This is a genomic window from Syntrophobacter fumaroxidans MPOB, from assembly GCF_000014965.1.
In the GTDB taxonomy this organism is placed as follows: domain Bacteria; phylum Desulfobacterota; class Syntrophobacteria; order Syntrophobacterales; family Syntrophobacteraceae; genus Syntrophobacter; species Syntrophobacter fumaroxidans.
In genome coordinates this window covers 4,007,203-4,030,472 of sequence record NC_008554.1, presented here as the reverse complement: position 1 = coordinate 4,030,472, position 23,270 = coordinate 4,007,203, and the positions used below count along the sequence as shown (strand labels likewise).

The following is a 23,270-nucleotide window of genomic DNA, read 5'->3' as shown; positions in this document are numbered from 1 at the left end:
CTATAGGTCTTATAGGACCTATTCCCGCCCCCGAGCTAAAGAGGGCTCCGGGGGGGGCGGGAATTTTCGTGACCATCGGGCGTCTTTCGGGAATCAATAGACGCCGAGCAGATTCAATGCGAGCAGGAGCAATCCCGCGACCGCGACTCTTTTCACCACCAGGGGGCTTACCCGCTTGGCGATCTGCGGTGCGATGTACCCGCCGAGGATTGCCGCCGGGAACATCACCAGGAAGAATATCAAATCGAAATTGCCGAATTGAAAGTGGCGGGCACTGCCGACCACCGTGTTGAAGAAAATCGCCAGCAGGGAACTGCCCACGACGACAAACATCGGGAGCCTCAACCCGACGGTCATGAGCGGCACCATGAAGGGACCGCCTCCAAATCCGAACATCGATGAGAGCACCGCGATCACGAAACCGCCGATACACCCCAGGATGACATTGACATTGAACTCTTGTCCCCAAAATTCAACTACCATGACTTTCCCTCGCTTTCTTGCCTGTGAGCATGCCCAACGACCCGTTTAACCTCATCCGGGCGAAGTCCGGATGCCGGCATTTCGACTCTGTTCCCGCCTGTGCCGCGCCGGCGGCGGCTCGCACGTTTCGCTGCAGGCTGCGGCTCATGGTCTTTCGGGCGAATGACAGAAAGGATCATGCCTCGCGCTTTCGGATCGGCCGCTATGCGACCGCCGGGCGGAGCGTTTTCTCTTCGGCCTTTTTCTTGAATTCTTTCAGGATGGCCTGTTCCTTCTTGTTCTTTGCCAGATAGGCGGGCATCGTCTGCCAGAACATGAGGCCGGCCAACACGATCAGGATCCATCCGAAAATGAACTTATACTGGCTCAGCGAGACCAATTCCGTGAGCTTGGGGCCGATAAAGGCCCCCAATACCATGGACAGTCCGATGGTGGTGCCGAGCTTCCAGTTGATGAACTTGATTTTCGAGTAGTTGACGATCCCGCTGGCCTGGGAAAAGGCCACCGTGGGCATGACCGTGCCCGCGACCACCGTGTGGGGAAGCGGCCACAGGGAAACCAGCAGAGGATTCAGTATGAATCCTCCTCCCGCGCCCATCAGCACCCCGAATATGGCAATCGCGAGGGTGAGGAGGAACGGTCCGAAGAAATTGATGCTTGTCCCGGCATTGCTGAAATAGATGTTGGGAAAAGAAATATTGTTCTCGACGGTGATGGTCCGGCTCTTAACGTCTTTGTCCGCAACGGCCCTGATGAAATACTTGCCGGGCGCGGAACCCCCATCGATGTTGACCTTGGCGGAGAAGGTTCCGTCAGGCTTCACTTCCACGTTGGGCATGAACACCTTGGCCGGGTCTCTGAAGCGGGCTTTGACCAGTTGCATGGAGCGCCTTCGGTTTTCCTTCTCCTCCATGGCGGGCAGCAAGTCCCCGCGCGACCCCACGACACTTCCCAGCAGGGTCGCCTGGTACCGGTCGATTTTGATCCTCGCGGGTACCGAATACGCCGCTTCCGCTCCGAGGTCCTTTATCGCCTGGGAAGCACTCCAGTCACCCTTCAGCTTCTTGATATTCTCCAGTGTGCCCTTGAGCTCCCCGGGCGTGTAAATACGATAGTACGCCGGCATTGCCTCGGTCATGTAAAGGATGTACGGCCTCTTTCCGGTGTCCTTGTCCACCGACGCATCGAATCTCGAGGCCCGGACCGCGTCCTCGGCCCAAACTTCCAGGTAAACGGGTTTCCCCGCCGGGGCGCTTCCCGTAACCGACAGGACGCCGCCGTTGTTCAATGCGGTCATGTCCGTTTGAATAGTGACCGGTTCGACCGCCTTGGCGGTCCCCGCCTCCGGCTTGGCTTCCGGCAATCCACCGGCCGGAGCCCCCCCCGGGGCGACCTCGGGTCTTGCCCCGGGCGCGGCCTGGGAAAGATTCACCTGTGCCTGCTGGGCGATCCCGTTATTCTGGTAGAACATGAACAGGGTCGCACTCACCGCAACCAACACCGAAATCCAGTATCTCTTCATCGATTTCCTCCTTGCATCGCTTGACCATCGGCACCAGGCCCAGGGCCCGGGCAAAAATCCGGGAACACGCGCTCTCCATGAGCGCTCGTCATCGGTCAGTCCCATCCGCCTTGGAGCAAATACCGCGCCAAACACGAAGTCCCCCTTTATGTTCCCTCGGTGGCTGACTCCGCTGGAAACCCCGTCGGCCGTCCGTGAGCCCGGGAAGCCGCTCGCGCATGGATGGACGTCATCCGGAGGCAGACCCGGGCCCTCAACAGGCGATGGCCAGATTGGACGCAGGGTGCAGCAATTTCACTGCTCTTGAGGCGGGAAACGCACGGGGAAAGGCCGAACGCCCTTTCCTGCAACACTTTTGTTGCACCGCAATACAAAACTTGCACTTCGAGCCCCTGCGCCCGCCGGACAACGGTTGCGTCTTTCCCTCACCACCGTGGGATGCGGGCTTACAATCAATTATGAGACTGGGTCAAAGCCGAAAACTCTTTCACGTAAACCGTCATCGCCGGGGGGTCACAATGAAGCGTAAAAGTCATCTCCCACCGGTTGAGAGGCCCCGGAAACGCCCTCCCGCCCGACCCCGGGCAACTCGCCCCGTCCCGGAATCGGGGTGAGAGCGGGGGGAGGCGCTCGATCGCCTGGCTCGGCCCTCGGCGGGAGCCGCCTGGTACGATATTTGCTCAAGGTATCACGGCGTTTTGAACCGCTTCCCCACGGGAGGTGACGGGACGAAGCGCGGCATGAGATCTTTCGGCGGGCTCCGAGCCGGATTCCAAGGAGTGGTGATGGCGTTGGTGCTGGTGTTGGATGATGAGCGGGATGCCTGTCAGTTGATGGCCCGGATCATTTCCTCCTTCGGCCATGAGGTGAAAGCGTTCACGGACAGCGAGGAAGCGCTGAAATGGGTCACCCGGGTGGAACCCGATCTGGCGCTCCTGGATGTAGGACTGCGCGGCTCTTACGGGATCGACGTCGTGGACCGGTTTTTGCGCATCCGGCCGAAGCTTAAAGCCATTCTGATCACGGGTTATCCGTCCATGGCGACTGCCGGAGAAGCCTTTCATTCCGGCACACTGGACCTCCTGGTGAAGCCGGTGGAACTCGATGAGCTTGAAGCGCGTGTCCGCCTTGCATTGGGATTGATAAAATAACCGGGTCTGGCGATAATCTCACCGCGAAGACAGGCACGAAAGGAAAATGCATGACCAGGGACGTATATTCGTTGTGTTTCATGTGTACGATACGATGCCCCATCAAGGTGACCGTCGAGAACGATGAAGTCCTCTGGATCGAGGGAAATCCCCACGTTCCCGGAATCGAAGGCGCGCTGTGCGCGAAGGGGTCCGCGGGTGTCGCCCTGTTGCAGGACCATGAACGACTCCGGCACCCCATGATCCGCACCGGTCCGCGAGGCTCCGGACAATGGCGCAGGGCCTCCTGGGACGAAGCGCTGGATTTCGTGGCCGACCGCCTGCGCGGCATCATCGAGCGCCACGGAGCGCACAGCATACTCTGGGGAGAGCGCACCAACCTCAACACGCACATCAGCAAGGCATTCATGAAGGGTATCGGATCACCCAACCACTTCACTCACGACGCCCTGTGCAAAGGCTCGGTGAACACCGCATTTCGCAGCCTCACGGGGTACGACGACACACAGGTTGGGGTGGACTACGCCAACACGAAGCACATCGTCATGTACGGACGGAATCTGTTCGAGGCCCTGGAGATCAAGGCGATCAACAATCTCCTGAGCGCCATGGGAAAAGGCGCAAAACTCACTTACATCGACCCCCGAGTGACCGTCACCGCCTCGAAAGCGACACGGTACTGGATGATTCGGCCCGGCACGGACCTGGCGCTGAATTACGCCCTCATGCACGTTATTCTCGAGGAAGGTCTCTTCGACGCCGAATTTGTCCGGCGATGGGTGCTCGGTCTGGAGGAACTACGGGCTTTCGTGGAGCCTTTCACGCCTGCCCGGGCGGAAGAGGAAACGGGGATTCCGGCTGCCGAAATCACGGCCCTGGCAAGAGAGTTGGCGGAAGACAAGCCCGCCGTCGCGTTTCACTACGGGTACCGGGGCGCTCACCACACGAACGAAGTCTACCTCCGGCGTTCGATCATCATGCTCAATGCCCTGATGGGCAGCATCGAAACCCCGGGTGGACTGTTTTTCAAGAAAGGAATGAAGACGGCGGGGTATGGAGAGCTGGGCAAGTACGCCGCCCAGGAATTCCCCAAGATTGCGGGCCCGCGATTCGACGGGTCCGGCAGCACCCGGTTCCCCATCGCCGATCCGGCGCACGGTAATCCTCAAGCCCTGGCTCAGGCCATCCTCAGCGAACAGCCCTACCCCATCAAGGCGCTGATCGCCAATCGCTTCGAACCGCTTCAGTCCATCCCCGACGCCTCCGCAACCCGCGAGGCTCTCGACAAACTCGATCTGCTGGTCTCCATCGACATCAACATGAATGAATTCGCCTGGTGCGCCGATGTGGTGCTCCCGGAATCCATGTACCTCGAACGCGGGGATTCCATCCAGGCGGTGTCCGGGCTCAAACCCCAGCTCTGCATCCGCCAACAGGCGGTGACGCCCCGACACGACACAAAACCCGGATGGCTCATCGTGAAACAACTGGCCGACCGGCTCGGCGCAGGTAAGTATCTTCCCTTCGAAACCATCGAGGACATCTGGAACTTTCAGCTCCAGGGTACCGGTCTGACGGTGGAGGAGCTTCAGGCGAGGGGGTTCATCTCCTTGACCGAGAAACCGATTTTCTGGGATAGAGCAAACGGACTGCCGTTCAAGACGCCCTCGGGCAAGATCGAGTTTGTCAGTTCCCTGCTGGAGAATGCCGGTTTCCCCTCGTTTCCCGCATACGCCAGGGTCGAGCCGCTTTCCGAAGGGTCCTTCAGGCTGCTCGTGGGCCGTTGCGCCGTTCACACCCACGGCTCGACTCAGAACAATCCCTATCTCAACGAGCTTGTCTCCGAAAACGAGCTCTGGATCAATTCCTCCGCCGCGGCGCGACTCGGCATCACGGACGGCTGCCCGGTCGAGGTCTCATCTTCCCGAGGCGCGGCCACCATCAGGGCGAAGGTCACGGAGTTCATTCACCCCGAGGCGGTCTTCATGCTCCATGGATTCGGCAACACCGTGCCGGTCCAGACTCGCGCTTGCATGAAAGGAGCCAGCGACGCGCTGCTCCAGGAAAACGTTTCCGATTTTGCGGGCGGGAGCCCGGCACTTGACGAGACGCAGGTGCGGGTGAAGCGGCTCGATTGAAAAAAGCGGACGCCGGGTCGAGCGGAGGTATCGGACACGGACCGGCTCGGAGATTTGTTTTCCCCGGGCGGCGAGCGCTCGGGCCGGGCCGTCGATAACCGGTTGTCACCCGGAATGATCGCGAGCAATCCTGGACTGCAACGGTCCGCGTAATGCCCCGCTTCGTTCCGCGCGACACCAGGCTGCAACATTACATGCCGGCCGGCGCATGAAAGGATGAGCAATGAGTCAGTATTACCTGCACCAGGACCAGGACAAATGCATCGGGTGCATGAGCTGTGAAGTGCACTGCAAGGTCAGCCACGGTCTTCCCGTTGGGCCGCGGCTCACCCAGATCGTTGAGGTGGGGCCCAGGATGGTCGGCAACCTGCCCAGGACGGCATTCGTTTTCATGCCCTGTTTTCATTGCGAAGTCCCGTGGTGCGTGCCTGTCTGTCCCACCGGCGCCATGCGCAAGAGGCCGTTCGACGGTATCGTCTACGTGGAACCCTCCCTGTGCGTGGGATGCAAAAGGTGCATCTCCGCCTGCCCCTGGGGAGCTCCCCAGTGGAACCCCGCGACGAAAAAAGTGGTCAAGTGCGACTACTGCATGGACCGGGTGGACCGTGGGCTGAAGCCGGCCTGCGTCACCAAGTGCGTGACTCATTGCCTGCGTTTTGGAAAGGTGACCGAACCGAACAACGCGCGTCGCGAGCGCCTCGCGCGGCAGATGGCGTTCGAACCGCCGCCGAGTCCGAAACAACGCTGAATCAACACGCAACCCGAGCACACCCCGTGGGAACGGAGGCGTTCCGGTGTTCGTTCACGCCTGTTTCCACACCGCCCGTCGGGCATGAGTGCGTTGTAAACGGAATAAACGCCTCGTCGGGTCGTGACCCGCGGCTTGTCTTACCGGTTGGCTTGCAGAAAAGCGGCCAGGCTTGCCGAGTCCTCGACGTTGAGCGCCTTGACGTTGCGGTTGATGCGGCGCATCAGGCCCCGCAGTACTTTCTTGGGACCCACCTCGACGAAGTGGTCATGCCCCGCGGCGATGAGGCTTTCCATCGACTGTTGCCAGAGCACCGGGCTGCAGATCTGGTCGATCAGTTTCCCGGGAGCCTCCTGGGCGCTTTGGAGCGGAGCGGCATCCACGTTGTTGATGACCGGGATCTGAGGGTCGTGGAACGTGCACCGGCGCACATGAGGTTCAAACCTGTTACGGGCCGACGTCATGCAGCGGCTGTGCCATGGACCGCTCACGTTCAGTTTCACGCACATCTTCGCGCCGGCTTCCGTGCTCAGGGAAATCGCCCGCTCCACGGGGTCCACGTGCCCGGTGATGATGGTCTGTTCGGCGCAATTGACGTTGGCCACCTCGACTCCGCAGGTATCGCAGATCTCTTTGAGCTTGCCCTGATCGAGGTCCATGATGGCCGCCATCGACCCCGGCTCCTCATCCGCGGCTTCCTGCATGAAAATGCCGCGCCGTCTGACGAGATTCAAGACATCCTTGAGATCGAGCACTCCGGCGACAAAGAGGGCGCTGTACTCTCCGAGGCTGTGACCGGCCGCGGCCATCGGATAGATTTCATGAAGCTGCAGCACGGTAAAACAGGCCAGGTTCACAACGGTAACGGCGGGCTGAACGTTGTCCGTCAGCACCAGGATTTCCTCCGGTCCTTCAAAACACAGCTTCGCGATGTCCATCTCGAGGATCTCGCCCGCCTGTGAGAACAACTCCCGGACCTCGCTGTAATTTTCGTAGAACTCCCGCCCCATGCCCACATACTGGGAACCCTGGCCGGGGAAGAGAAAAACCCAATCCTTCATGAACGCGCTCCTTTCAGATCGCCGGCCCCGCGTTTCACCGCACCTGCTTCAAAACGGTCGCTCCACCGGGAACGGTCGATTATCGGACAACGACCGCGCACACCATCAACAGGGCCGGCTTCCACTTCACATGACCGTTTACGCGGGAGAAGCACATGATGTCGGCTGCGTCCACAAGCCGTCGTCCAAATCACAGACAAGCCTTATAGCATAATTATTTTTTGACGGTAAACGAAAGACTCGCCGATTCAGGCATGGGAGAGCGGAATAAGGAAGGCCGGCATCGGGCGATGCGCGGTCCCCGTCGAACCGGGTCCGGCCGGAGAAACTGACGCATTTGCACGGGTTCATTAAATTTCTTCGCGTCCAACAAAAAGAACTTTCTGCCGATCCTCACTTACTGATAGTATGGAAAATTGTTCGAAGGGCCGGATACTCCCGCCTATGCCCCGGAAGTAGAAAGCACAGGAGAAGACATAATGCTGCTTAAAGCGATCAAAGGGATTCTCTGGACAGGTTTGCTGCTGTGGTTGTTTTCTCTCACGATCCCGATACGGGCCGCCGCCGCCGCCAACCCTCCGATTTCGGTCATCAAGGCCGGAACCGAACAGGCCTTGCAGATACTGAGGAGTTCCCGGTCCGGACAGGCGCCTTCCGTTCGCCAGCGCAGAGCGGAAATCATGGTCATCGTGGACAGGTACTTCAACTTCCACGAAATGGCCAGGCGCTCCCTGGGACGGTTGTGGCGCGACCAGCCGGCCGAAAAGCAGGCGGAGTTCGTCCGCCTTTTCAAGGACATGCTTTTCAATACATACATCGACAAGGTTGAAAGCTATACCGGCTCGAACGAGAAGTTTGCCTACGACAAGGAGAGTATCGACGGAGACTATGCCGTCGTCAAGACCCGCATCCAGGGGTACAAGAACACCGACGTCAAGGTCGACTACCGTCTGCGCTTCGAGAACGGGGAATGGCAGGTCTACGATGTCATCGTCGAGGGGATCAGCCTTGTCGACAACTACCGCAGCCAATTCGCTTCCATCCTTGGCAATGAATCGTTCGACGGTCTCTTGAGGCGAATGCGTCAGAAGGTTAACGAGATGGGCCGATCCTGAGCGCGCGGATGAGCCCGAGCAAGCGGATGGGACAGCCTGATGGGAAGCGGAAACGAGGGACACCGGGCACGCCTTCGAGAGCGCTTCGGGCGAAGCGGATTGAGCGGATTCCATGACCATGAAGTGTTGGAACTGCTGCTGTCCTACGCCATCCCCAGGAGGGACGTAAAACCGCTCGCCAAGGACCTTCTGTCCAGGTTCGGAAGTCTTGCGGCCGTCCTGGACGCCCCTCCGGCCGTTCTCCGGAACGTGCCGGGAATCGGCCCGAATGCCGCCGCCCTGCTCAGCATCCTTCCCGAGCTTTTCACACGTTACCGGGAAAGTCGCTGGCACCGGGAGGAGACTTTCAATTCCACCCGCGGGGCGGTGTCCTACCTGTCCGCGTTGCTGTGCACGGAACGCAGTGAAAAGTTTTGCATCCTGGCGCTGAACAGCACCAACGACCTGATCCAGATGGAGGAGATTCAGCGCGGGAGTGTCAATCGAACCGCGGTTTTCCCGCGGCTCGTGGTGGAAGCAAGCCTGAAACATCGTGCCACCGCGGTGATCCTGGCCCACAACCATCCGGGGGGAGATCCGAACCCGTCCGCCGCCGACCAGCAACTCACGCGCAGACTGAAACGAATTCTCAACGACCTGGACATCATCGTGCACGATCATATCATCATTGCCGGCCCGCGGTATTACTCCTTTGCCGAACACGGAGGACTGGAATGAACAAGCAGCGGATGCCCGCCGTCGTGGTTCGCGAAACAGGGAAGAAAGGCGATTGGAACGAGCTTTCCATCGAGGAGGTGCCGCTGCCCCAGGTGAAGCAGGATGAGGTGATCGTCCAGGTCCACGCGTGTTCCGTCAACCGTGCCGACCTGCTCCAGAGACGCGGCCTCTACCCGCCTCCCCTGGGCGCTTCCTCGATCATGGGGCTCGACTTTGCCGGCACCATCACCGAAGTGGGATCGAACGTGGAAGGCTGGGAACCCTGGGCCAAGGTTTTCGGCATAACCGCAGGAGGCGGCTACGGCCGCTACGTGGCGGTCCCCGCCGCACACCTGGTGCCCATTCCCGCCAACCTGAGCTTCGTCGACGCGGCAGCGGCGGCCGAGGTATTCTTCACGGCTTTTCTCAACATTTTCCTCGAGGCGATGATCGAAAGCGGGGAAACCCTTCTCATCCACGGCGGGGGCAGCGGAGTCGGAACCGCCGCGATACAGCTGGCACGGGCGGCCGCGGTCCGGGTGATCGTCACGGCCGGAAGCGAGGACAAATTGCAGCGCTGCCTGGAATTGGGGGCCGCGCACGGCATCAATTACAAGGAGCAGGATTTCGCGGCCGAGGTGCTGGAACTTACGGAAGGGCGCGGAGTCGATGTGATCCTCGACTGGATAGGGGCATCCTACCTGGAAAAGCACCTGCGCATCCTGAAGACGCGGGGCCGTCTCGTGCTGATCGGGCTGATGGGCGGAACCAGGACGGAGATTCAACTGCCCGTCGTGCTCACCAAGCGGCTGCGCATCATCGGGTCCGTCCTGAGGAGCCAGTCCGACAAGGAAAAGGCCGCCCTCGTTCGGGCGTTCACCGACTGGGTCCTGCCCCTCCTGGAGTCGGGCAAGGTCCGTCCGGTGGTGGACCGCGTCTTCCCGATCGACAAAGTCGAGGAGGCCCACCAATATATGCTTGCGGGCGAACACTTCGGAAAGCTCGTCCTCACCTGGTGAGCGGGCGGGAACGCCGACGCATCCCGTCGGGAGTTCACACGGTCTCGACGGCCGGAAAACGATGAACCCATATGGATGAATGGATTTCACTCAATGAAGTGTCCTTTGTGCGAAGCCGCCGGACGATCCTGGACGGCATCGACTGGAACATTTCCCCCGGGGACAACTGGGTCGTTCTCGGGGCGAACGGCTCGGGGAAAACCACGCTCCTTCGCCTTCTGGCGGGGTACCTGTGGCCCACGCAAGGCCGGATAACCGTCCTCGGAGAACGATTCGGTCAGACGGATCTGCGTGAATTGAGAATGAAAATCGGATGGGTCGGTTCCTTCCTCGAAGCCCAGATCCCTTCCGGTCAAGCCCCCCTGGACCTGATCGTCAGCGGCAAGTTCGCGTCCATCGGCATCTTCCAGACTCCTGCCGAAGACGACTATCGGAAAGCACGCGAGCTTGCGAAACGGCTGGGCTGTGAGAGAATCATCGATCTCCCGTACGGGGTCCTGTCTCAGGGAGAAAAGCAGCGGCTGCTCATCGCCCGAGCCATGATCCACCGCCCTCAGCTGCTCATCCTCGATGAACCGTGCGCCGGCCTGGACCTGGTGTCCAGGGAACAGCTGCTCCGGACGCTCCAGGCCCTCGGCGAAGCCCCGGATGCCCCCTGCATGGTCCTCGTCACGCATCACCTCCAGGAGATCATGCCGGCCTTCACGCATGTGTTCCTCTTGAAAGACGGCCGCCGCCTGGCATCCGGAACAAAGGAAGAGATTTTGAGATCGGAGCTTCTGAGCGAAACCTTCGGCATTGCCGTAGAGGTGGTTGCAGAAAACGGGCGATACTGGACGAAGGTTTCATTCACGGGATAGGACCCACCCGGAATGCCGTGCTTCAGAGAAAGGCGCTTCCACCCGGTTTACGCTTTTTCCGATGAAGGCGGAGCGCTCTCGCATTGCTCGATCCGCCGGGGCATCATTTCGATCCGGCCAGTGCCGCGAACCTTCGCTGCACCAGTTGGAGCGCTTCCGGAGTGTCCACCCCCGTCACCTCCTCTTCCGGTGCCTCCGCCACGCCGATGGAGAGCCCGCCGGCTCTCATGAGCTCGACCAGGTCCGTCAGGAAATACTCCTCGATGGTCACCCAGGAGTCCCCGCGCCGTTTCTTCACGACGTGAGCCTTCCCGGCGAGAAGCCCGAGGTACTCGACGAGCCCCCGGCGCCTTACGGCGTAGACGCCGGCGTTGCAGAAGCGCAAACGCTCCTGCTCCTCGACCGGATACGCGTGCCAGTATTTCCACTCCACGATGCGAAGGACCTCGCCCTCCCGCATCTCCAGCATTCCGTACTGGGCCTTGTCGGCCGGAATGAACGCAAGCACCACCAGGTCGTGGACGCCAAGTCCTTCCACGAGCCTTGCGTAGGTGTTCGGGCGAATCAGGGGCACATCGCCCATTGTGATGATGACGGCTTCCTCCCCGACGGTTTCAAGAAACGGGGCAGCCGCCAGCAGAGCGCCGCCCGTACCGTTGGTGACCGGTTGATGCAGGAAGGAGGCTTCCAGCCCCGACAAAGCCCGGATCACTTCATCGGCACAATGATGAACGACAATGCCCTTCGGCCCTGCCGGGAGATTCTTCAACACTTCGAGCAGGATGGGACGATCGCCCGAATATATCGAAGCGTGGGGAGCAAGCGGCAGCAAAGTCTTGTTCCCGTCGTATCCGAGCATACGGCTGCCCTTGCCCGCGGCAAGGACAACACTCGCAACGCCGTGCGGTTTCCATTCCATCGCGACGACCTTCCCTTCGCACTGATAGAGATTCCCAGACGAGCGGGCTCCCTTGCCCGCAAAATCCCGTATCCTTTCGCCGGCCCCGATCCGGGCTCCGGACCGCTCAGGGCGCCTCACCCGTCGTAGTTGAGGCGGACTCCGAGCCGTCCGCCGCCTGAGGGGACCGGTCTTCAGTCGGGACGGAAGGCGCCGCTCGATTGGACGATTCCCCTTCCTGCATCGCCTTCCTCTTCTCCTGGTACCGGGTCACCGCCTTCTGATGTTCGGACAGCGTCTCTGAAAAATAATGGGACCCGTCGTTATTGCTTACGAAATAGATGTATCGGACGTCCTCGGGATAAAACGCGGCGCGCAGCGACTTTGCCCCGGGATTGCATATCGGCCCGACGGGCAACCCTTTCTTCAGGTAGGTGTTGTAAGGGCTCTGGCGCTTGAGCTGGGCGGCGGTGACGGGCCCGGTGAAATCGGGCAGGTCGTAGACCGCCGTCGGGTCGCTTTGCAGCGGCATATTGAGCTTCAATCGGTTGTAGAAAACCGCGGCAATGATCGACCGCTCGGAATCGATGACCGCCTCCTTTTCCACCATGGACGCCAGGATGACGATGTCGTTGAGGCTGTACCCGAGCTCTTCCGCGCGCTGCCGCCAATCAGGGGGAAGATGCCGCCAGAACTGACGAACCATGGCTTTCACGACCTGAGCGCCGTTGATCGGTCTGCTGAAAGTGTAGGTTTCCGGAAAGAGGTAACCTTCCAGGGTGGGGACATCCAATCCCAGGGCGCCGATGCTTTCCCTGTCCGTTGCAAGCTTGATGAACTCGGCCTCGGGGATGATCCCCCTCTGCGCGAGCGCTCTGGCCATGTCGCGAATGGTCGCCCCTTCGGGCAGGGTCGCGGAGCAGACAATGACCCGCCCGTGAATGATTTGATCGAGGATCTGGTCGGGAGTGGACAACGGCATGAAAGCGTACTCTCCGGCCTGAAGCTTGCCCAGGGAGCGCCGGAGCCAGCACAGAAGGTAGAATTCCTGGGCGTTGGCCACCACGCCGTGGTCGTGGAGCAGTTGCGCCACGCGTGGACCGCTCATCCCGGGTTGGATGGTCAGTTGACGGATTTCGCGGGAAGGGCTGCCGGGCAATCGCGTGAAAAGCCAGAAATGGAAAACGGCTGAACCCGCGACGAGCAGCGCCAGACCAAGAAATCCGGCCAGGAGCATAAGCCCCGTTTTTCGGTTCATATTGTCTTCTCCAAATCGACCTGTTTCCTTTATCATGAAAGCCTGGGCAGAACAACTCCCGGCCTTTCCCGCGGCTGCGAAAAACATTCGACTGTCATTTGTTTTCCTGTTAGTATATTGAATATTTAGGGTGTGTTGCACGGTTCCGGGTGCTCTGAATTCCATTATTCTCTTGACTGTCAATGTTCGGAGTGGATTTCCCTGCGGCAAGAGATTATAAGGCAGTATTTGACGATACCGAATACGGGGCGATTCTGTTTCGCGAAAACGCCTGCCAGGGTTGAAAGGGCTGGAACGAAAGCCGGGGCATTGCATTGACGGGTTGATTCTTGGACGGAAAGGGGAAGCAGGAGACCCATGGGCAAAGATCTTTACCGGGAAGCCGGTGTGGACCTGGACAAAGCCAACGAACTGGTCGACCGCATCAGGCCGCTTGTGCGCTCCACCTTTACCAGTGGGGTGATCACGGATATTGGTGGTTTCGGCGGCTTGTTTTCCGTCAATTGCCATCAGATGTCGCAACCCGTCCTGGTGTCCTCGACGGACGGCGTTGGAACCAAGCTGAAGGTGGCATTCCTGGCGAACAGGCACGACAGTGTCGGCATCGACCTGGTGGCGATGTGCGTCAACGACATCATCGTGCAGGGAGCCAGACCCCTGTTTTTCCTGGACTATCTGGCCCTGGGGCGGGTCGACCTGGACCTGATCGAGGACCTGGTCGCCGGGATCGCGCGCGGATGCAAGGAAGCCGGTTGTTCGCTGATCGGAGGCGAGACGGCGGAAATGCCCGATTTCTACCGGGACGGTGAATATGACATGGCTGGATTCGCCGTTGGGCTGGTGGACAATGGGGATATCATCGACGGCTCCACGATTCGAGTCGGGGATCAGATCGTGGGCATCGCATCCAGCGGACTGCATTCCAACGGCTACAGCCTGGTGAGGCGGATCATCTTCGACCGGCTGGGGCTCCAGCCCGACAGCTACCTGGGCGAATGCGGCCGGACGGTGGCCGAGGAACTGCTCGAACCGACCCGCATCTATGTCGAACCGGTCTTGAAGGTCATGCGCCAATACCGGATTTCGGGCATGGCCCACATCACCGGAGGCGGTTTCTACGACAACATCCCGCGCATCCTGCCCAAGGCCTGCCAGGCTCTGTTCCACAAAGGCTCGTGGAATGTCCCGCCTATTTTTGATTTTCTGCGGGAGCAAGGGGGAATATCCGAAGAGGAAATGTACCGCGTCTTCAACAACGGGATCGGTTATGTGCTGGTGGTGGAAGCGTCGAAATCCCAGGAGATCATTCAGCTTCTGAACGCCATGGGCCGGCCCGCTTACAGGATCGGCGAAATCGTTCCAAGGGAGGAGAAGGCCCCGCCCGTTCGCATCGTGGACCGGTAGTCAAACGCTCATTCCCGCACGGATTCGTATTGCAGCGATGATGGAAAACAACGGAAAAATCGACAAAGCCATCCACTTCCTCTCTCAATATCTGCACGGCAAGGAACGAGCGCTGGAACTGGCTCTCACCTGCTTTTTTTCCCGCGGCCATCTGCTCATCGAGGATCTGCCCGGTCTGGGCAAAACCACCCTGGCCATCGCCATCGCCAAGGTACTGGGCCTCACCTTCGGAAGGATCCAGTGCACGAGCGACCTGCTGCCGTCCGACATCACCGGGGTTTCCATATTCGACAAAAACACCGGGGCATTCATCTTTCAACCCGGTCCCATCTTCAATCATATCGTGCTCGTGGACGAGATCAACCGGGCGACCCCCAAGACGCAGAGCGCCTTGCTGGAAGCCATGGGAGAGAAGCAGGTCACCATCGAGGGCCGGACCTACGATCTGCCGCGTCCATTCCTGGTCATCGCCACTCAGAACCCGACCGAGCAATTCGGGACCTTTCCCCTGCCGGAATCCCAGATGGACCGCTTCATGATGAAGATCAGCATCGGCTATCCGCCGCGAGAGGCGGAGCGCGAGATTCTGCGGGGCGGGAGTAAGAGACGGGCCATACAGGCTCTGGAACCCATGATGGGAAAACAGGAGGTCATGGAGATCCAGGACCGGATCAGGACCGGCGTCTATCTTTCGGAGAAGGTCCTCGACTACCTGCTCAACATCATCGAAGCCACGCGCGCCAACGAATACCTGTTGAGCGGGCTGTCGACCCGCGGCGCCCTGGCGCTGGTCAACACGGCGAAATCCAGTGCCTTCTTCTCGGGAAAGGATTACGTGGTGCCCGAGAACATCAAGCGGGTTGCGGAATATGTCATTCCGCACAGGGTCCTGTTCCGGGAGGAATACGAGAGCGTGAACAAGAAGGAGATCATAAAATCGATACTGGAAGAAGTCCCCGTCCCGGCGTGATCAAGATCAACAAAGCCGGATACCTTTATATCCTGCTCACCATTCTCATCGGCTTTTCGGCCGTGAATACCGCGAACAACCTCGTCTACATCATCACCTCCGGCCTGTTGAGCTACATGCTGGTTTCGGGCTTTTTCGGACGCGGGAACATCCGAGGCATCGAGGCACAGCTGGAATTTCCGGAAGAAACATTCGCGGGAATAGACACCCCGGTCATGGTCAAGCTCGTCAACCGGCGAAAACGCATGCCCGCCTTTCTGGTCGGAATCGAACTGTACGGACGGGAAGTGTTCTTTCCTTTCGCCGAGCCGATGTCGTCCACCAGCAGGCATACCACCATGAGGTTCGACCGCAGGGGCCTGCACCGGGTGGGCGCGCATACCGTGACATCGACATTCCCGTTCAATTTTTTCACGCGGTACCGGCGCGTCAGCAGCGAGAAAGCCCTGGTGGTCTATCCGAAACCGGTCCGGTGCGGGGTGCCCGGGATTTATGATTTTCGGTCCCGCACCCTCGGAGACAGACCCTCCGACGCCTCCGGGTACGATTCCGACCTGATCTCCATCAGAGACTACGTCCCGGGGGACCATCCCCGGTACATCAGCTGGAAATCCACGGCGAAGACCGGGGTTCTCATGACCAAGGAGCTGTCCACGATCGAGCTCCGGCACCTGATCATCGATTTCGATCAATTGCCGAAAAAGGATCTGGAATACACCATCTCCTGCGTCGCTTACACGGTGCTCAGGATGATTCGTTCCGGAACCCCGGTGGGGATGACGATCGGAGGGCGGACTTACCCCCCCGACAACTCCTCGGCCCAGAAAACGCTGCTTCTGACCCGATTGGCGCTCTATGGTCAAGATCAAGACGCTGCTTAGGCTGATCACTTATCTGTGTATCGCCGCCGCTTACGCATCCGTCGCCCCCTACGTGGCGATCGCCTATTCCCTGAGTTTCGGGGTCCTGTGCGCCGTGGCGATCGCCCGCGATCACACGGGGGGCCTTCGTTTGCCGCGCTGGCTGCTGAACCTCGTCGCCGTGGCGGTCCTGGTGTTTTCTTTCTCCCGGATATCCCCGGACTATCTCATCGAACCGATCCTCAACGCGTCTCTGATCCTCATCGGCATCAAGCTCCTCGAAGACAGGAAATTCAGGGACTATATGCAGATTTATGCCCTCTGCATGTTTCTTCTGATCGGGTCCAGCCTGATCTCGTTCAGCGTGATCTTCGTCCTCTATTTCTGCCTGCTCTTCGCCTTTTCCACCGCTTCCCTGATGCTCCTCGCCTATTTCTCCCACGAGGAAGACATGACGATCACCAGAGACAACATGGTGAGGATCATCCAGAACGCGGCCCTGATCTGTGTCATTTCCATCCCGGCCAGCGGTTTGTTCTTCCTTATTCTGCCGCGCACCAACTACCCGTTGTTCACCTTTCTGAACCAGTGGGCCTACGCCAAGTCCGGCTTCAGCGATTCGGTCACTCTCGGCGACGTGGCGGGCATCCAGGAAGACCGTCACGTCATTTTTCGTGCCGAGATGCCGAAAACGGACGACGGCCTGCTGTACTGGCGGGGACTTGAACTCGATGCGTTCAACGGCACATCCTGGACGTCGAGCTCCGGCGGAGCCTCGCTCTTCGAGGAGCTCCGCGGGAAGACGGTTTCCCAGACGATCTACATGGAACCATACGGCAACAAGTACCTGTTTGCCCTGGACAAGCCCGTCTCCCTCCAGGTGCAACTCGGACGCCGCGTGTGGAGGCTGTCCTCCACCGCCTGGTTCCGCAAGGTGGAAGCGCGTATAAAATACACGGCCCTGTCGGCGCCGACCGAGCTGCTGCCGGAGAAGACCATCGAACGGCAACGCTACCTGCAGCTGCCCGCCGACTTCTCCCCCCGGATCAGGAGCCTGGTCGAGAACATTCTGAAGGAACGTCCCGGCGACCCCGCGATAGCCCTCTACGATCACGTCAAATTCGGACAATACCGATACTCTCTCGACAATCTCCCCTTTTCAAAGAATCCTTTGGAGTCCTTTCTGTTCTCCAGGAAGGCGGGGAATTGCGAGTACTTCGCCTCCTCGCTGGCGGTGATGCTGCGCATGGCGGGGATTCCCGCCCGCCTGGTGGGCGGCTATCGGGGCGGGTACCACAACCCGGCGGCGGGATACTACATGGTCCTGCAGAAAAACGCCCACGTCTGGGTGGAAGCTTACATGGACAACCGCGGATGGCTGAGGCTCGACCCGACGCCCCACTCCCTCGACACCCCCTCGGAGGTCTACGGCCGGAGCCTGTTCCTGAAGTTGTCGCTGATGATGGACACCTTCAATTATTATTGGGACAAGATCGTCATAAGCTACGATTTCAGTCAGCAGATCAAGCTCTTCAGACAAGTGAACGCTTTGTTCGAACACCCCGTGTTTTCGCTGAAAGCGGGCAAAGAGACACTCATACGGTATCTCCCGGAGCTTGCCGTCGTCATCCTCCTGGGAGGAATCGCCTTCGGACTGCTGAGGCCTCGGAAAAGCGCGGAGGCGAGGATCATCGAACGCTTCGCCGCCAAGATGGCCTCGCTCGGCTACAGGAAGAGGGAGGCGGAGGGACTGGAAGAGTTCCTGGGCCGCATCGAGGATGCGGATGTGCGCCAAAAGGCGCATCTCTTCGTCGATGAGTTTCAGCATCTTTTCTACAGGGACTGCACGTTCGACAGGGAACGGATCGTCCATCTCGAAAGGAGAATCGACGATATTTAGCGTGGATTCTCACAGGCAATTCGATGCCGTGAAGCCGCAACAAACCGGGGATGGAGAGCAAATCGCTCCCGCCGTCAATTCTCCGGGCTTCCGAGAGGCAACGCCGGCGGTGAGGCGGCCGGCCTGTCCCGGTTCGATTTAAAAAGGCCTTGCCCTGGGGATACTCGTGTGATAGAAGGGATTTTTCGTTAAACCGAGCATCCGGGCCGAGTTTTCTCGACCGAGGTTCACCATATGAGATTTTGATCCGAATGGAAAGGACAGCAGCGTCATGAGCAGGAAATGCGAGTTTTGCGGGAAAGAACCGCATGTCGGCAACAATGTGAGCCACGCGAACAACAAGACCAAGCGTCTATGGTATCCCAATCTCCAGACCGTGCGGCACATGGACAAGAGCGGGGCCGTCCGCCGGGTCAAGGCGTGTACCCGGTGCATCCGGACCGGTCTCGTGGTGAAGCCCGCCTGAGAGTCGGTTCCCGAATCGTCCAGGGAACGCCCGGTCCCTTTGCGCGGACCGGCGATTTTCTTCACCCGGGCCGCATCCTTTCGTGACGCAGAGACGAAGACACACCCGGTCCGGGCGGGCGGCCGCAGCCGGGACGGAGAGTCGGAGCCGCATTGACCCGCCCGTTCCGCACCTATCCCCATCCTTCCGCCTGAGCCGGACCCCCAGGAGCGCTTATGCGCAACGCCTCATCACCCGCACCGGAACGGCGGCACGACGTCCCGCCGGAAAGTGTCCCCGGCGCCGCTCACTTCGGCTTCGTCGCAGTCCCGGAGAGCGAGAAGGTGAATCTCGTTCGCCGTCATTTCAACACGGTGGCCCCCAAATACGATTTCATGAACACCCTTTTGAGCTTCGGCGTGCATTACGCGTGGAAGCGCATCGCCGTGGGGATGATGGACCTGAAGGAAGGCGACCGGGTCATCGACGTTTGCGGCGGCACCGCCGACCTCGCCCTCATGGCCGCCCGCCGCATCGGCCCCTCGGGACGGGTTTTTCTTTATGACATCAACTGGGCAATGATGGTGACCGGCCGGCCCAAGGTCGAGAGCTCCCCATACCACAACCGCATCGTCTATACCCAGGGCGACGCGGAAAGCATCTCCTTTGCCGACAATTCGCTGGACGGAGCCATGGTCGGCTTCGGGATTCGCAATCTGACCCACATGGAGCGGGGCTTCCGCGAAATGCACCGCGTTCTCAGGCCGGGGGGCAAATTGATGTGCCTCGAATTCTCCGAACCGGTCACGCCCTGGTTTCGTTTTCTCTACGACTTCTACTCGTTCCGCATCATGCCCGCGCTGGGGCGGCTGCTGGCCGGATCCCGCCTGGCCTACACCTACCTCCCGGAATCGATCCGGCTTTTTCCCGGCCCTGGAGAGCTCAAGTCGAAGCTGGAATCCATCGGATTCATTGATGTCCGGTATCGTCTCCTCACCAACGGCATAGCCGCCGTCCACGTGGGCGTAAAAGCCTGAGAGGCCTCCATGAAACTGAATTGGGCGGAACGCCTGGTCGTGAACAATCCGTTGCGGGTGATCGAGCAGCGGTTTCAGATCAGGCGGCTGCGGAAGGCGGGGGTCCTGGAACCCGGGGCCAGAGTGCTCGAGATCGGGTGTGGTCGAGGCGCCGGCGCCGACTTGATCCTCGATGCTTTTCAGCCCGAAATGGTTTTCGCCATGGACCTCGACGAACGGATGATCCGCAAGGCACGGACCTACCTGTCGCCGGCCAGGCGGTCCCGGGTGGCCATGTATGCCGGAGACGCCGTCGACCTGCCGCACCGGAACGGCTCCATGGACGCCGTGTTCGGATTCGGCGTGCTCCATCACATCCCCGACTGGCAGCGGGGGCTCGCCGAGGTGGCCAGAGTGCTCAGACCCGGCGGCGTTTACTTCCTCGAGGAAATCTACCCGTTCCTCTACCAGAATCCCGTCACGAAGCACATCCTTCTCCACCCCGCCGGGAATCGTTTCCGCAGCGCCGATCTCCACCAAGCCTTAGAGGAGGCCGGTTTTTCCCTGATCGACTCCCTGGAAGTGAAGTTCGCCTGGGTCCTCGCCGTACTGGTGAAAAGAGGGCCTGCGGAGGCCTGACGTTCCCGGTGGAGTGAGCCCCCCGATGCTCCCGATCGAGGCTTTCCTGTTGAGCGGACCCGGCGGCACAAGCCATTCCGCTTCGGCACAATCCCCCCTCTGCCGACGACCACAATCCGTCGGGTCCATTCCGGCCGTCTCCGAAAAACCCCTCATGAGGAGGGATTCCGGTGAAGACTGTGTCCTGGGCTGCACCGCGTGACGGACGGACTCTCAGCGCAAACGCATCAGACCACGTTATGTTCAGGATTACCCAACACCTGCCCGGCGGGAGGTGTCGCGGGCAGGGATAAAGCCGGCCCCTGCGGACCGATGCGCCGGTCGGACGCGGGGGAGGGCATCATGCCCTCCTGCCCAATGCGCCCATCTTGAACGCACCTCCGTGCCAAACCTTCCATCGTCCGTCCCCGAGTACTTGTTCATTCCTGGATCGCATAGCCGATTTTGCGGTAGCCCATGCGCCGGCGGCCGTACATTCGTGCCAGCATGGGCACCCGCAGGTCGGCGTAATCGTAGATGAGGACGTCCTTCTTTTGCTCGTGGAGCCGGTGCAGCCTCCCCGCATACTGGACGAGCACTCCGCGCCAGGATACCGGCAGGGCAAGGAACAGGGTATCCAGACGGGCGTCGTCGAACCCTTCGCCCAGGTACCGGCCCGTGGCGACGATCACCCTCGCCTCCCCTTCGGCGCTCCCGGCAAGGGCTTTCGCCGCCGCCGCCCGCTGCTTTTTCCCCATGCCGCCTTGCAGGACGACGACGTTTCGGACCTGCGGGACAAGACGTTGCGCAAGCAGGGACAGGTGTTCCCGGCGCTCCGTCAGGATCACCGGAAATCGCCCGGCTGCGACGGCATCGAGCACATCCCGGACGATCATCCCGTTTCGGTTTTCGTCCCGGACCAGCGCCGCATAGACTTCATGGATGGCCGGATCGGTTTCACGCCTGAGAGCGCCGGGCAGGAGGAATTCCGTTTGACGCGGGATCACCCTGTGGCAAAAAGGCCTGGCGGCGGCCTGCCGTCGCTCGTCCACGTGGTGCCGGACCGGCCCGCATTGCATGAAGATGATGGGATGATGGCCGTCTTTGCGCGTGACCGTGGCGGACAGCCCCGTGACGTATTTCGCCCTGCACTGGCGGGCGACGGTTTCGAAGCTGCGGGCGGAAATATGGTGGCATTCGTCGACGACCAGGTGCCCGTATTCCGCGACCAGGTCGGCCACGACGCCCTTTCTGACGAGGCCCTGGATGATCGCGACGTCCACAATCCCGGTCGGATCGCGCTTCCCGCCGCCGATCCGTCCGATCCGCCCGGAGGGCAGCTCCAACAGTTCATCCAATCGGGCGCCCCACTGATCGAGAAGCTCCCGCCGGTGGACCAGCACCAGCGTATTCACCCCGCGGTCGGCGATGAGACGGGCTGCCACCACGGTCTTGCCGAAGGCCGTCGTCGCCGAGAGCACTCCCGTGTCGTGTTCCAGCATGGCGCGGGCGGCCGGCTCCTGGTCGGGTCGCAGCGTGCCGGTGAACCGGACGTCGATGGGAATGCCCCCAAACCGCTCGTCCACCACGACCGGTGCGATTCCGATCGAAGACAGGAAAGCCGCCGTCTCCTCCAGGCATCCCCTTGGAAGGCCCAGGTGGTCCGGAAAATCTTCGCAGCACCCGATGACCCTCGGTATCTGAAAGGTGGGCAGCCTCATGGCCTGAGCCTTGTAGAACTCCGGATTCTGAAAGGCCGCCAGGCGGATCAACCGGTTTCTCAACGCGGGGGGGAGCCCTTCCTTCGCCACGTAGACCTGGTTTGCGACGGTGAGCGTAACGCTCGGCGGGAGCGGTCCCGGAAGGGGAAGCTCCTTCCGGCGCCCCGAGGGGGGGAGCGTCCAGGGAGGATCATCGTCCTCGTCCGTTACGACCGTGCGCACCCCCATCACGCGCCCGCCCGCGACGGCTTTTTGGGCGAGGTTTTCCACTTCGCCCGGCTCCATGCGCCGCACGGAGGAAAGGTATGCCCACTGGTCGGGGAAGGGAACGAAGGCCTCATCCACAAATACACTGTTGCCCGTCTCGCGCGGCCGGCGCTGCAGGGGAAGAGCGATGAGGCCGCCGAACCCCCCTTTGGGAAGAGTGTCCTGGCTCGGGAAGAATCGATCGTAGGAGTCGAGGCCCATTTCGGGCCGGGACTCCATGGTTTCCGTGAGCAGAAAAGAGCCCATCCGGCGCGCCGTCCCGGCGTCCACGGGCGCAGTAAAGAATATCCAGACGTGGCCGCCGTTCCCGGAACGCGAACGCTCCAGGGCGGCCGGGACGCCGAAGTCCGCGCAAGTCTTCAGGAACGCCGCCGCGTCCTCCCGCCAGCCGCTCTTGTCGAAGTCGACGGCAAGGAACCGGCAGGACTCGCCCGGAAGCAAGGGGTAGACCCCGATGGTGAAGTCCCGCTTCGATCTTCCCTGCCGCTCGCCTCCGAGCAGGTGATTCCCCACCACCTCGTCGGTGACGGGAAGAAATTCGCGGTTCGGGCACTCGCCGCACCGCACGCGGGGTTTTCGGCACCGGGGCTTGATCCATTCGTTGCGGCATGCCGGAAGATACCCCGACTTGCCGGTCTTGCGGCTCTCGAATCGCTTGGGATAGACGTCCTCCCGGCCCCTGAAAAGGCTCCTGAAAAGAGCGATCTTCTCTTCCGCCGGCGATTGATCGGTGACCTTCGACGCCGGCTCGGACCGAGGATCGTCATGCAACGTCGCATCCGGCGGCCGGTCCGGCCCTGCTCCCTCCATGGGCGAGGGGTCCGGCAGAGGCGGGAGCCATATCGGGCCTTCCGGTGACGTCGCCGTGGAGGGAGCCTCAACAACAACCCTCTTATCACGACGCAAGCCTTCAATATATCGCAGGATTTCCGCTCTTCTACGGTCTAGCCCGGCCAGTTCCTCTTCGGCGGCGGCCAGCAACTCGTCCAGGTCCGCGATGGTACGCATCCCAATCCCCCTGAATGTTCGGCGGGCGTCGCCCATGCTGCCGGCAAAACCGCTCCGCTCCTGGAACATTATTTCAGATTATCAGGTAAATTCAATCAGAACGGATCAGGCG

At 60.6% G+C, this 23,270-nt stretch carries 20 protein-coding genes; 14 read left to right on the top strand and 6 right to left on the bottom strand.

Annotated features, from left to right (window positions below):
• Positions 1–93: 93 nt before the first annotated feature.
• Together SFUM_RS17005 and SFUM_RS17000 are read right to left on the bottom strand one after the other, a co-directional pair.
• On the bottom strand, positions 94–483 hold the full coding sequence (locus SFUM_RS17005; RefSeq protein ID WP_011700088.1) for a sulfite exporter TauE/SafE family protein: 390 nt from the start codon (positions 481–483) through the stop codon (positions 94–96).
• A gap of 202 nt (positions 484–685) precedes the next feature.
• On the bottom strand, positions 686–2,005 hold the full coding sequence (locus tag SFUM_RS17000; RefSeq protein WP_011700087.1) for a sulfite exporter TauE/SafE family protein: 1,320 nt from the start codon (positions 2,003–2,005) through the stop codon (positions 686–688).
• Between the two features lie 785 nt (positions 2,006–2,790).
• On the opposite strand from SFUM_RS17000, the gene SFUM_RS16995 reads away from it, so the two are divergent.
• The 3 genes from SFUM_RS16995 to SFUM_RS16985 all read left to right on the top strand — a co-directional run bounded on the left by SFUM_RS16995 (position 2,791) and on the right by SFUM_RS16985 (position 6,042).
• Positions 2,791–3,156: a response regulator gene (locus tag SFUM_RS16995; protein WP_041440812.1), complete on the top strand. Its 366-nt coding sequence runs from the start codon at positions 2,791–2,793 to the stop codon at positions 3,154–3,156.
• Positions 3,157–3,206: 50 nt separating this feature from the next.
• Positions 3,207–5,294, top strand: coding sequence for a molybdopterin-dependent oxidoreductase (locus SFUM_RS16990; RefSeq protein ID WP_011700085.1), 2,088 nt, complete (start codon positions 3,207–3,209; stop codon positions 5,292–5,294).
• Between the two features lie 223 nt (positions 5,295–5,517).
• Positions 5,518–6,042 (top strand): 4Fe-4S dicluster domain-containing protein, encoded by a 525-nt coding sequence (locus SFUM_RS16985; RefSeq protein WP_011700084.1) that lies wholly within the window; start codon positions 5,518–5,520, stop codon positions 6,040–6,042.
• A 140-nt stretch (positions 6,043–6,182) separates the two neighbouring features.
• Here SFUM_RS16985 and fabD read toward each other — a convergent pair whose 3' ends face one another.
• Positions 6,183–7,103, bottom strand: a complete 921-nt coding sequence (fabD, locus tag SFUM_RS16980; RefSeq protein WP_011700083.1) for an ACP S-malonyltransferase — start codon at positions 7,101–7,103, stop codon at positions 6,183–6,185.
• Between the two features lie 479 nt (positions 7,104–7,582).
• On the opposite strand from fabD, the gene SFUM_RS16975 reads away from it, so the two are divergent.
• The 4 genes from SFUM_RS16975 (at position 7,583) to SFUM_RS16960 (ending at position 10,793) form a co-directional block, all read left to right on the top strand.
• Positions 7,583–8,218 (top strand): MlaC/ttg2D family ABC transporter substrate-binding protein, encoded by a 636-nt coding sequence (locus tag SFUM_RS16975; protein ID WP_011700082.1) that lies wholly within the window; start codon positions 7,583–7,585, stop codon positions 8,216–8,218.
• A 39-nt stretch (positions 8,219–8,257) separates the two neighbouring features.
• Complete coding sequence (gene radC, locus SFUM_RS16970) at positions 8,258–8,935, top strand: RadC family protein (protein WP_011700081.1); 678 nt, start codon at positions 8,258–8,260, stop codon at positions 8,933–8,935.
• A complete protein-coding gene (locus tag SFUM_RS16965; protein WP_011700080.1) occupies positions 8,932–9,933 on the top strand; it encodes an NAD(P)H-quinone oxidoreductase in 1,002 nt (333 codons plus the stop codon). The genes radC and SFUM_RS16965 overlap by 4 nt, the downstream gene beginning before the upstream one ends.
• 71 nt (positions 9,934–10,004) lie before the next feature.
• Positions 10,005–10,793 (top strand): ABC transporter ATP-binding protein, encoded by a 789-nt coding sequence (locus tag SFUM_RS16960; RefSeq protein WP_011700079.1) that lies wholly within the window; start codon positions 10,005–10,007, stop codon positions 10,791–10,793.
• A gap of 103 nt (positions 10,794–10,896) precedes the next feature.
• On the opposite strand, the gene SFUM_RS16955 is transcribed toward SFUM_RS16960, so the two are convergent.
• Together SFUM_RS16955 and mltG are read right to left on the bottom strand one after the other, a co-directional pair.
• Positions 10,897–11,712 carry an NTP transferase domain-containing protein gene (locus SFUM_RS16955; protein ID WP_011700078.1) on the bottom strand — a complete coding sequence of 272 codons (816 nt, stop codon included), beginning with the start codon at positions 11,710–11,712 and terminating at the stop codon, positions 10,897–10,899.
• Positions 11,713–11,818: 106 nt separating this feature from the next.
• Positions 11,819–12,949 (bottom strand): endolytic transglycosylase MltG, encoded by a 1,131-nt coding sequence (mltG, locus tag SFUM_RS16950; RefSeq protein WP_011700077.1) that lies wholly within the window; start codon positions 12,947–12,949, stop codon positions 11,819–11,821.
• Between the two features lie 357 nt (positions 12,950–13,306).
• On the opposite strand from mltG, the gene purM reads away from it, so the two are divergent.
• The 7 genes from purM (at position 13,307) to SFUM_RS16915 (ending at position 20,183) form a co-directional block, all read left to right on the top strand.
• The gene (gene purM / locus SFUM_RS16945) at positions 13,307–14,353 is read left to right on the top strand and encodes a phosphoribosylformylglycinamidine cyclo-ligase (protein ID WP_011700076.1); all 1,047 of its coding nucleotides are present in this window, start codon (positions 13,307–13,309) and stop codon (positions 14,351–14,353) included.
• Between the two features lie 37 nt (positions 14,354–14,390).
• Entirely contained in the window at positions 14,391–15,323 is a 933-nt protein-coding gene (locus SFUM_RS16940; RefSeq protein ID WP_011700075.1) for an AAA family ATPase, read from the top strand.
• Positions 15,320–16,204 (top strand): DUF58 domain-containing protein, encoded by an 885-nt coding sequence (locus SFUM_RS16935; protein ID WP_011700074.1) that lies wholly within the window; start codon positions 15,320–15,322, stop codon positions 16,202–16,204. The genes SFUM_RS16940 and SFUM_RS16935 overlap by 4 nt, the downstream gene beginning before the upstream one ends.
• Positions 16,179–18,083, top strand: a complete 1,905-nt coding sequence (locus tag SFUM_RS16930) for a transglutaminase TgpA family protein (RefSeq protein ID WP_011700073.1) — start codon at positions 16,179–16,181, stop codon at positions 18,081–18,083. Before SFUM_RS16935 ends, SFUM_RS16930 begins: the two co-directional genes overlap by 26 nt.
• 271 nt (positions 18,084–18,354) lie before the next feature.
• Entirely contained in the window at positions 18,355–18,549 is a 195-nt protein-coding gene (rpmB, locus tag SFUM_RS16925) for a 50S ribosomal protein L28 (protein WP_011700072.1), read from the top strand.
• A 215-nt stretch (positions 18,550–18,764) separates the two neighbouring features.
• On the top strand, positions 18,765–19,565 hold the full coding sequence (gene ubiE / locus SFUM_RS16920) for a bifunctional demethylmenaquinone methyltransferase/2-methoxy-6-polyprenyl-1,4-benzoquinol methylase UbiE (RefSeq protein ID WP_011700071.1): 801 nt from the start codon (positions 18,765–18,767) through the stop codon (positions 19,563–19,565).
• A gap of 9 nt (positions 19,566–19,574) precedes the next feature.
• Positions 19,575–20,183, top strand: a complete 609-nt coding sequence (locus SFUM_RS16915) for a class I SAM-dependent methyltransferase (RefSeq protein ID WP_011700070.1) — start codon at positions 19,575–19,577, stop codon at positions 20,181–20,183.
• 419 nt (positions 20,184–20,602) lie between these two features.
• Here the strand turns inward: SFUM_RS16915 and SFUM_RS16910 are convergent, their stop codons facing one another.
• The gene (locus SFUM_RS16910) at positions 20,603–23,158 is read right to left on the bottom strand and encodes a TOTE conflict system archaeo-eukaryotic primase domain-containing protein (protein ID WP_208597068.1); all 2,556 of its coding nucleotides are present in this window, start codon (positions 23,156–23,158) and stop codon (positions 20,603–20,605) included.
• Between the last annotated feature and the right edge of the window lie 112 nt (positions 23,159–23,270).

Bases quoted from the DNA above. Each gene is read 5' to 3' on its own strand.
- SFUM_RS17005 (WP_011700088.1), bottom strand. From the start codon at position 483: ATGGTAGTTGAATTTTGGGGACAAGAGTTCAATGTCAATGTCATCCTG.
- SFUM_RS17000 (WP_011700087.1), bottom strand. From the start codon at position 2,005: ATGAAGAGATACTGGATTTCGGTGTTGGTTGCGGTGAGTGCGACCCTG.
- SFUM_RS16995 (WP_041440812.1), top strand. From the start codon at position 2,791: ATGGCGTTGGTGCTGGTGTTGGATGATGAGCGGGATGCCTGTCAGTTG.
- SFUM_RS16990 (WP_011700085.1), top strand. From the start codon at position 3,207: ATGACCAGGGACGTATATTCGTTGTGTTTCATGTGTACGATACGATGC.
- SFUM_RS16985 (WP_011700084.1), top strand. From the start codon at position 5,518: ATGAGTCAGTATTACCTGCACCAGGACCAGGACAAATGCATCGGGTGC.
- fabD (WP_011700083.1), bottom strand. From the start codon at position 7,103: ATGAAGGATTGGGTTTTTCTCTTCCCCGGCCAGGGTTCCCAGTATGTG.
- SFUM_RS16975 (WP_011700082.1), top strand. From the start codon at position 7,583: ATGCTGCTTAAAGCGATCAAAGGGATTCTCTGGACAGGTTTGCTGCTG.
- radC (WP_011700081.1), top strand. From the start codon at position 8,258: ATGGGAAGCGGAAACGAGGGACACCGGGCACGCCTTCGAGAGCGCTTC.
- SFUM_RS16965 (WP_011700080.1), top strand. From the start codon at position 8,932: ATGAACAAGCAGCGGATGCCCGCCGTCGTGGTTCGCGAAACAGGGAAG.
- SFUM_RS16960 (WP_011700079.1), top strand. From the start codon at position 10,005: ATGGATGAATGGATTTCACTCAATGAAGTGTCCTTTGTGCGAAGCCGC.
- SFUM_RS16955 (WP_011700078.1), bottom strand. From the start codon at position 11,712: ATGGAATGGAAACCGCACGGCGTTGCGAGTGTTGTCCTTGCCGCGGGC.
- mltG (WP_011700077.1), bottom strand. From the start codon at position 12,949: ATGAACCGAAAAACGGGGCTTATGCTCCTGGCCGGATTTCTTGGTCTG.
- purM (WP_011700076.1), top strand. From the start codon at position 13,307: ATGGGCAAAGATCTTTACCGGGAAGCCGGTGTGGACCTGGACAAAGCC.
- SFUM_RS16940 (WP_011700075.1), top strand. From the start codon at position 14,391: ATGATGGAAAACAACGGAAAAATCGACAAAGCCATCCACTTCCTCTCT.
- SFUM_RS16930 (WP_011700073.1), top strand. From the start codon at position 16,179: ATGGTCAAGATCAAGACGCTGCTTAGGCTGATCACTTATCTGTGTATC.
- rpmB (WP_011700072.1), top strand. From the start codon at position 18,355: ATGAGCAGGAAATGCGAGTTTTGCGGGAAAGAACCGCATGTCGGCAAC.
- ubiE (WP_011700071.1), top strand. From the start codon at position 18,765: ATGCGCAACGCCTCATCACCCGCACCGGAACGGCGGCACGACGTCCCG.
- SFUM_RS16915 (WP_011700070.1), top strand. From the start codon at position 19,575: ATGAAACTGAATTGGGCGGAACGCCTGGTCGTGAACAATCCGTTGCGG.
- SFUM_RS16910 (WP_208597068.1), bottom strand. From the start codon at position 23,158: ATGCGTACCATCGCGGACCTGGACGAGTTGCTGGCCGCCGCCGAAGAG.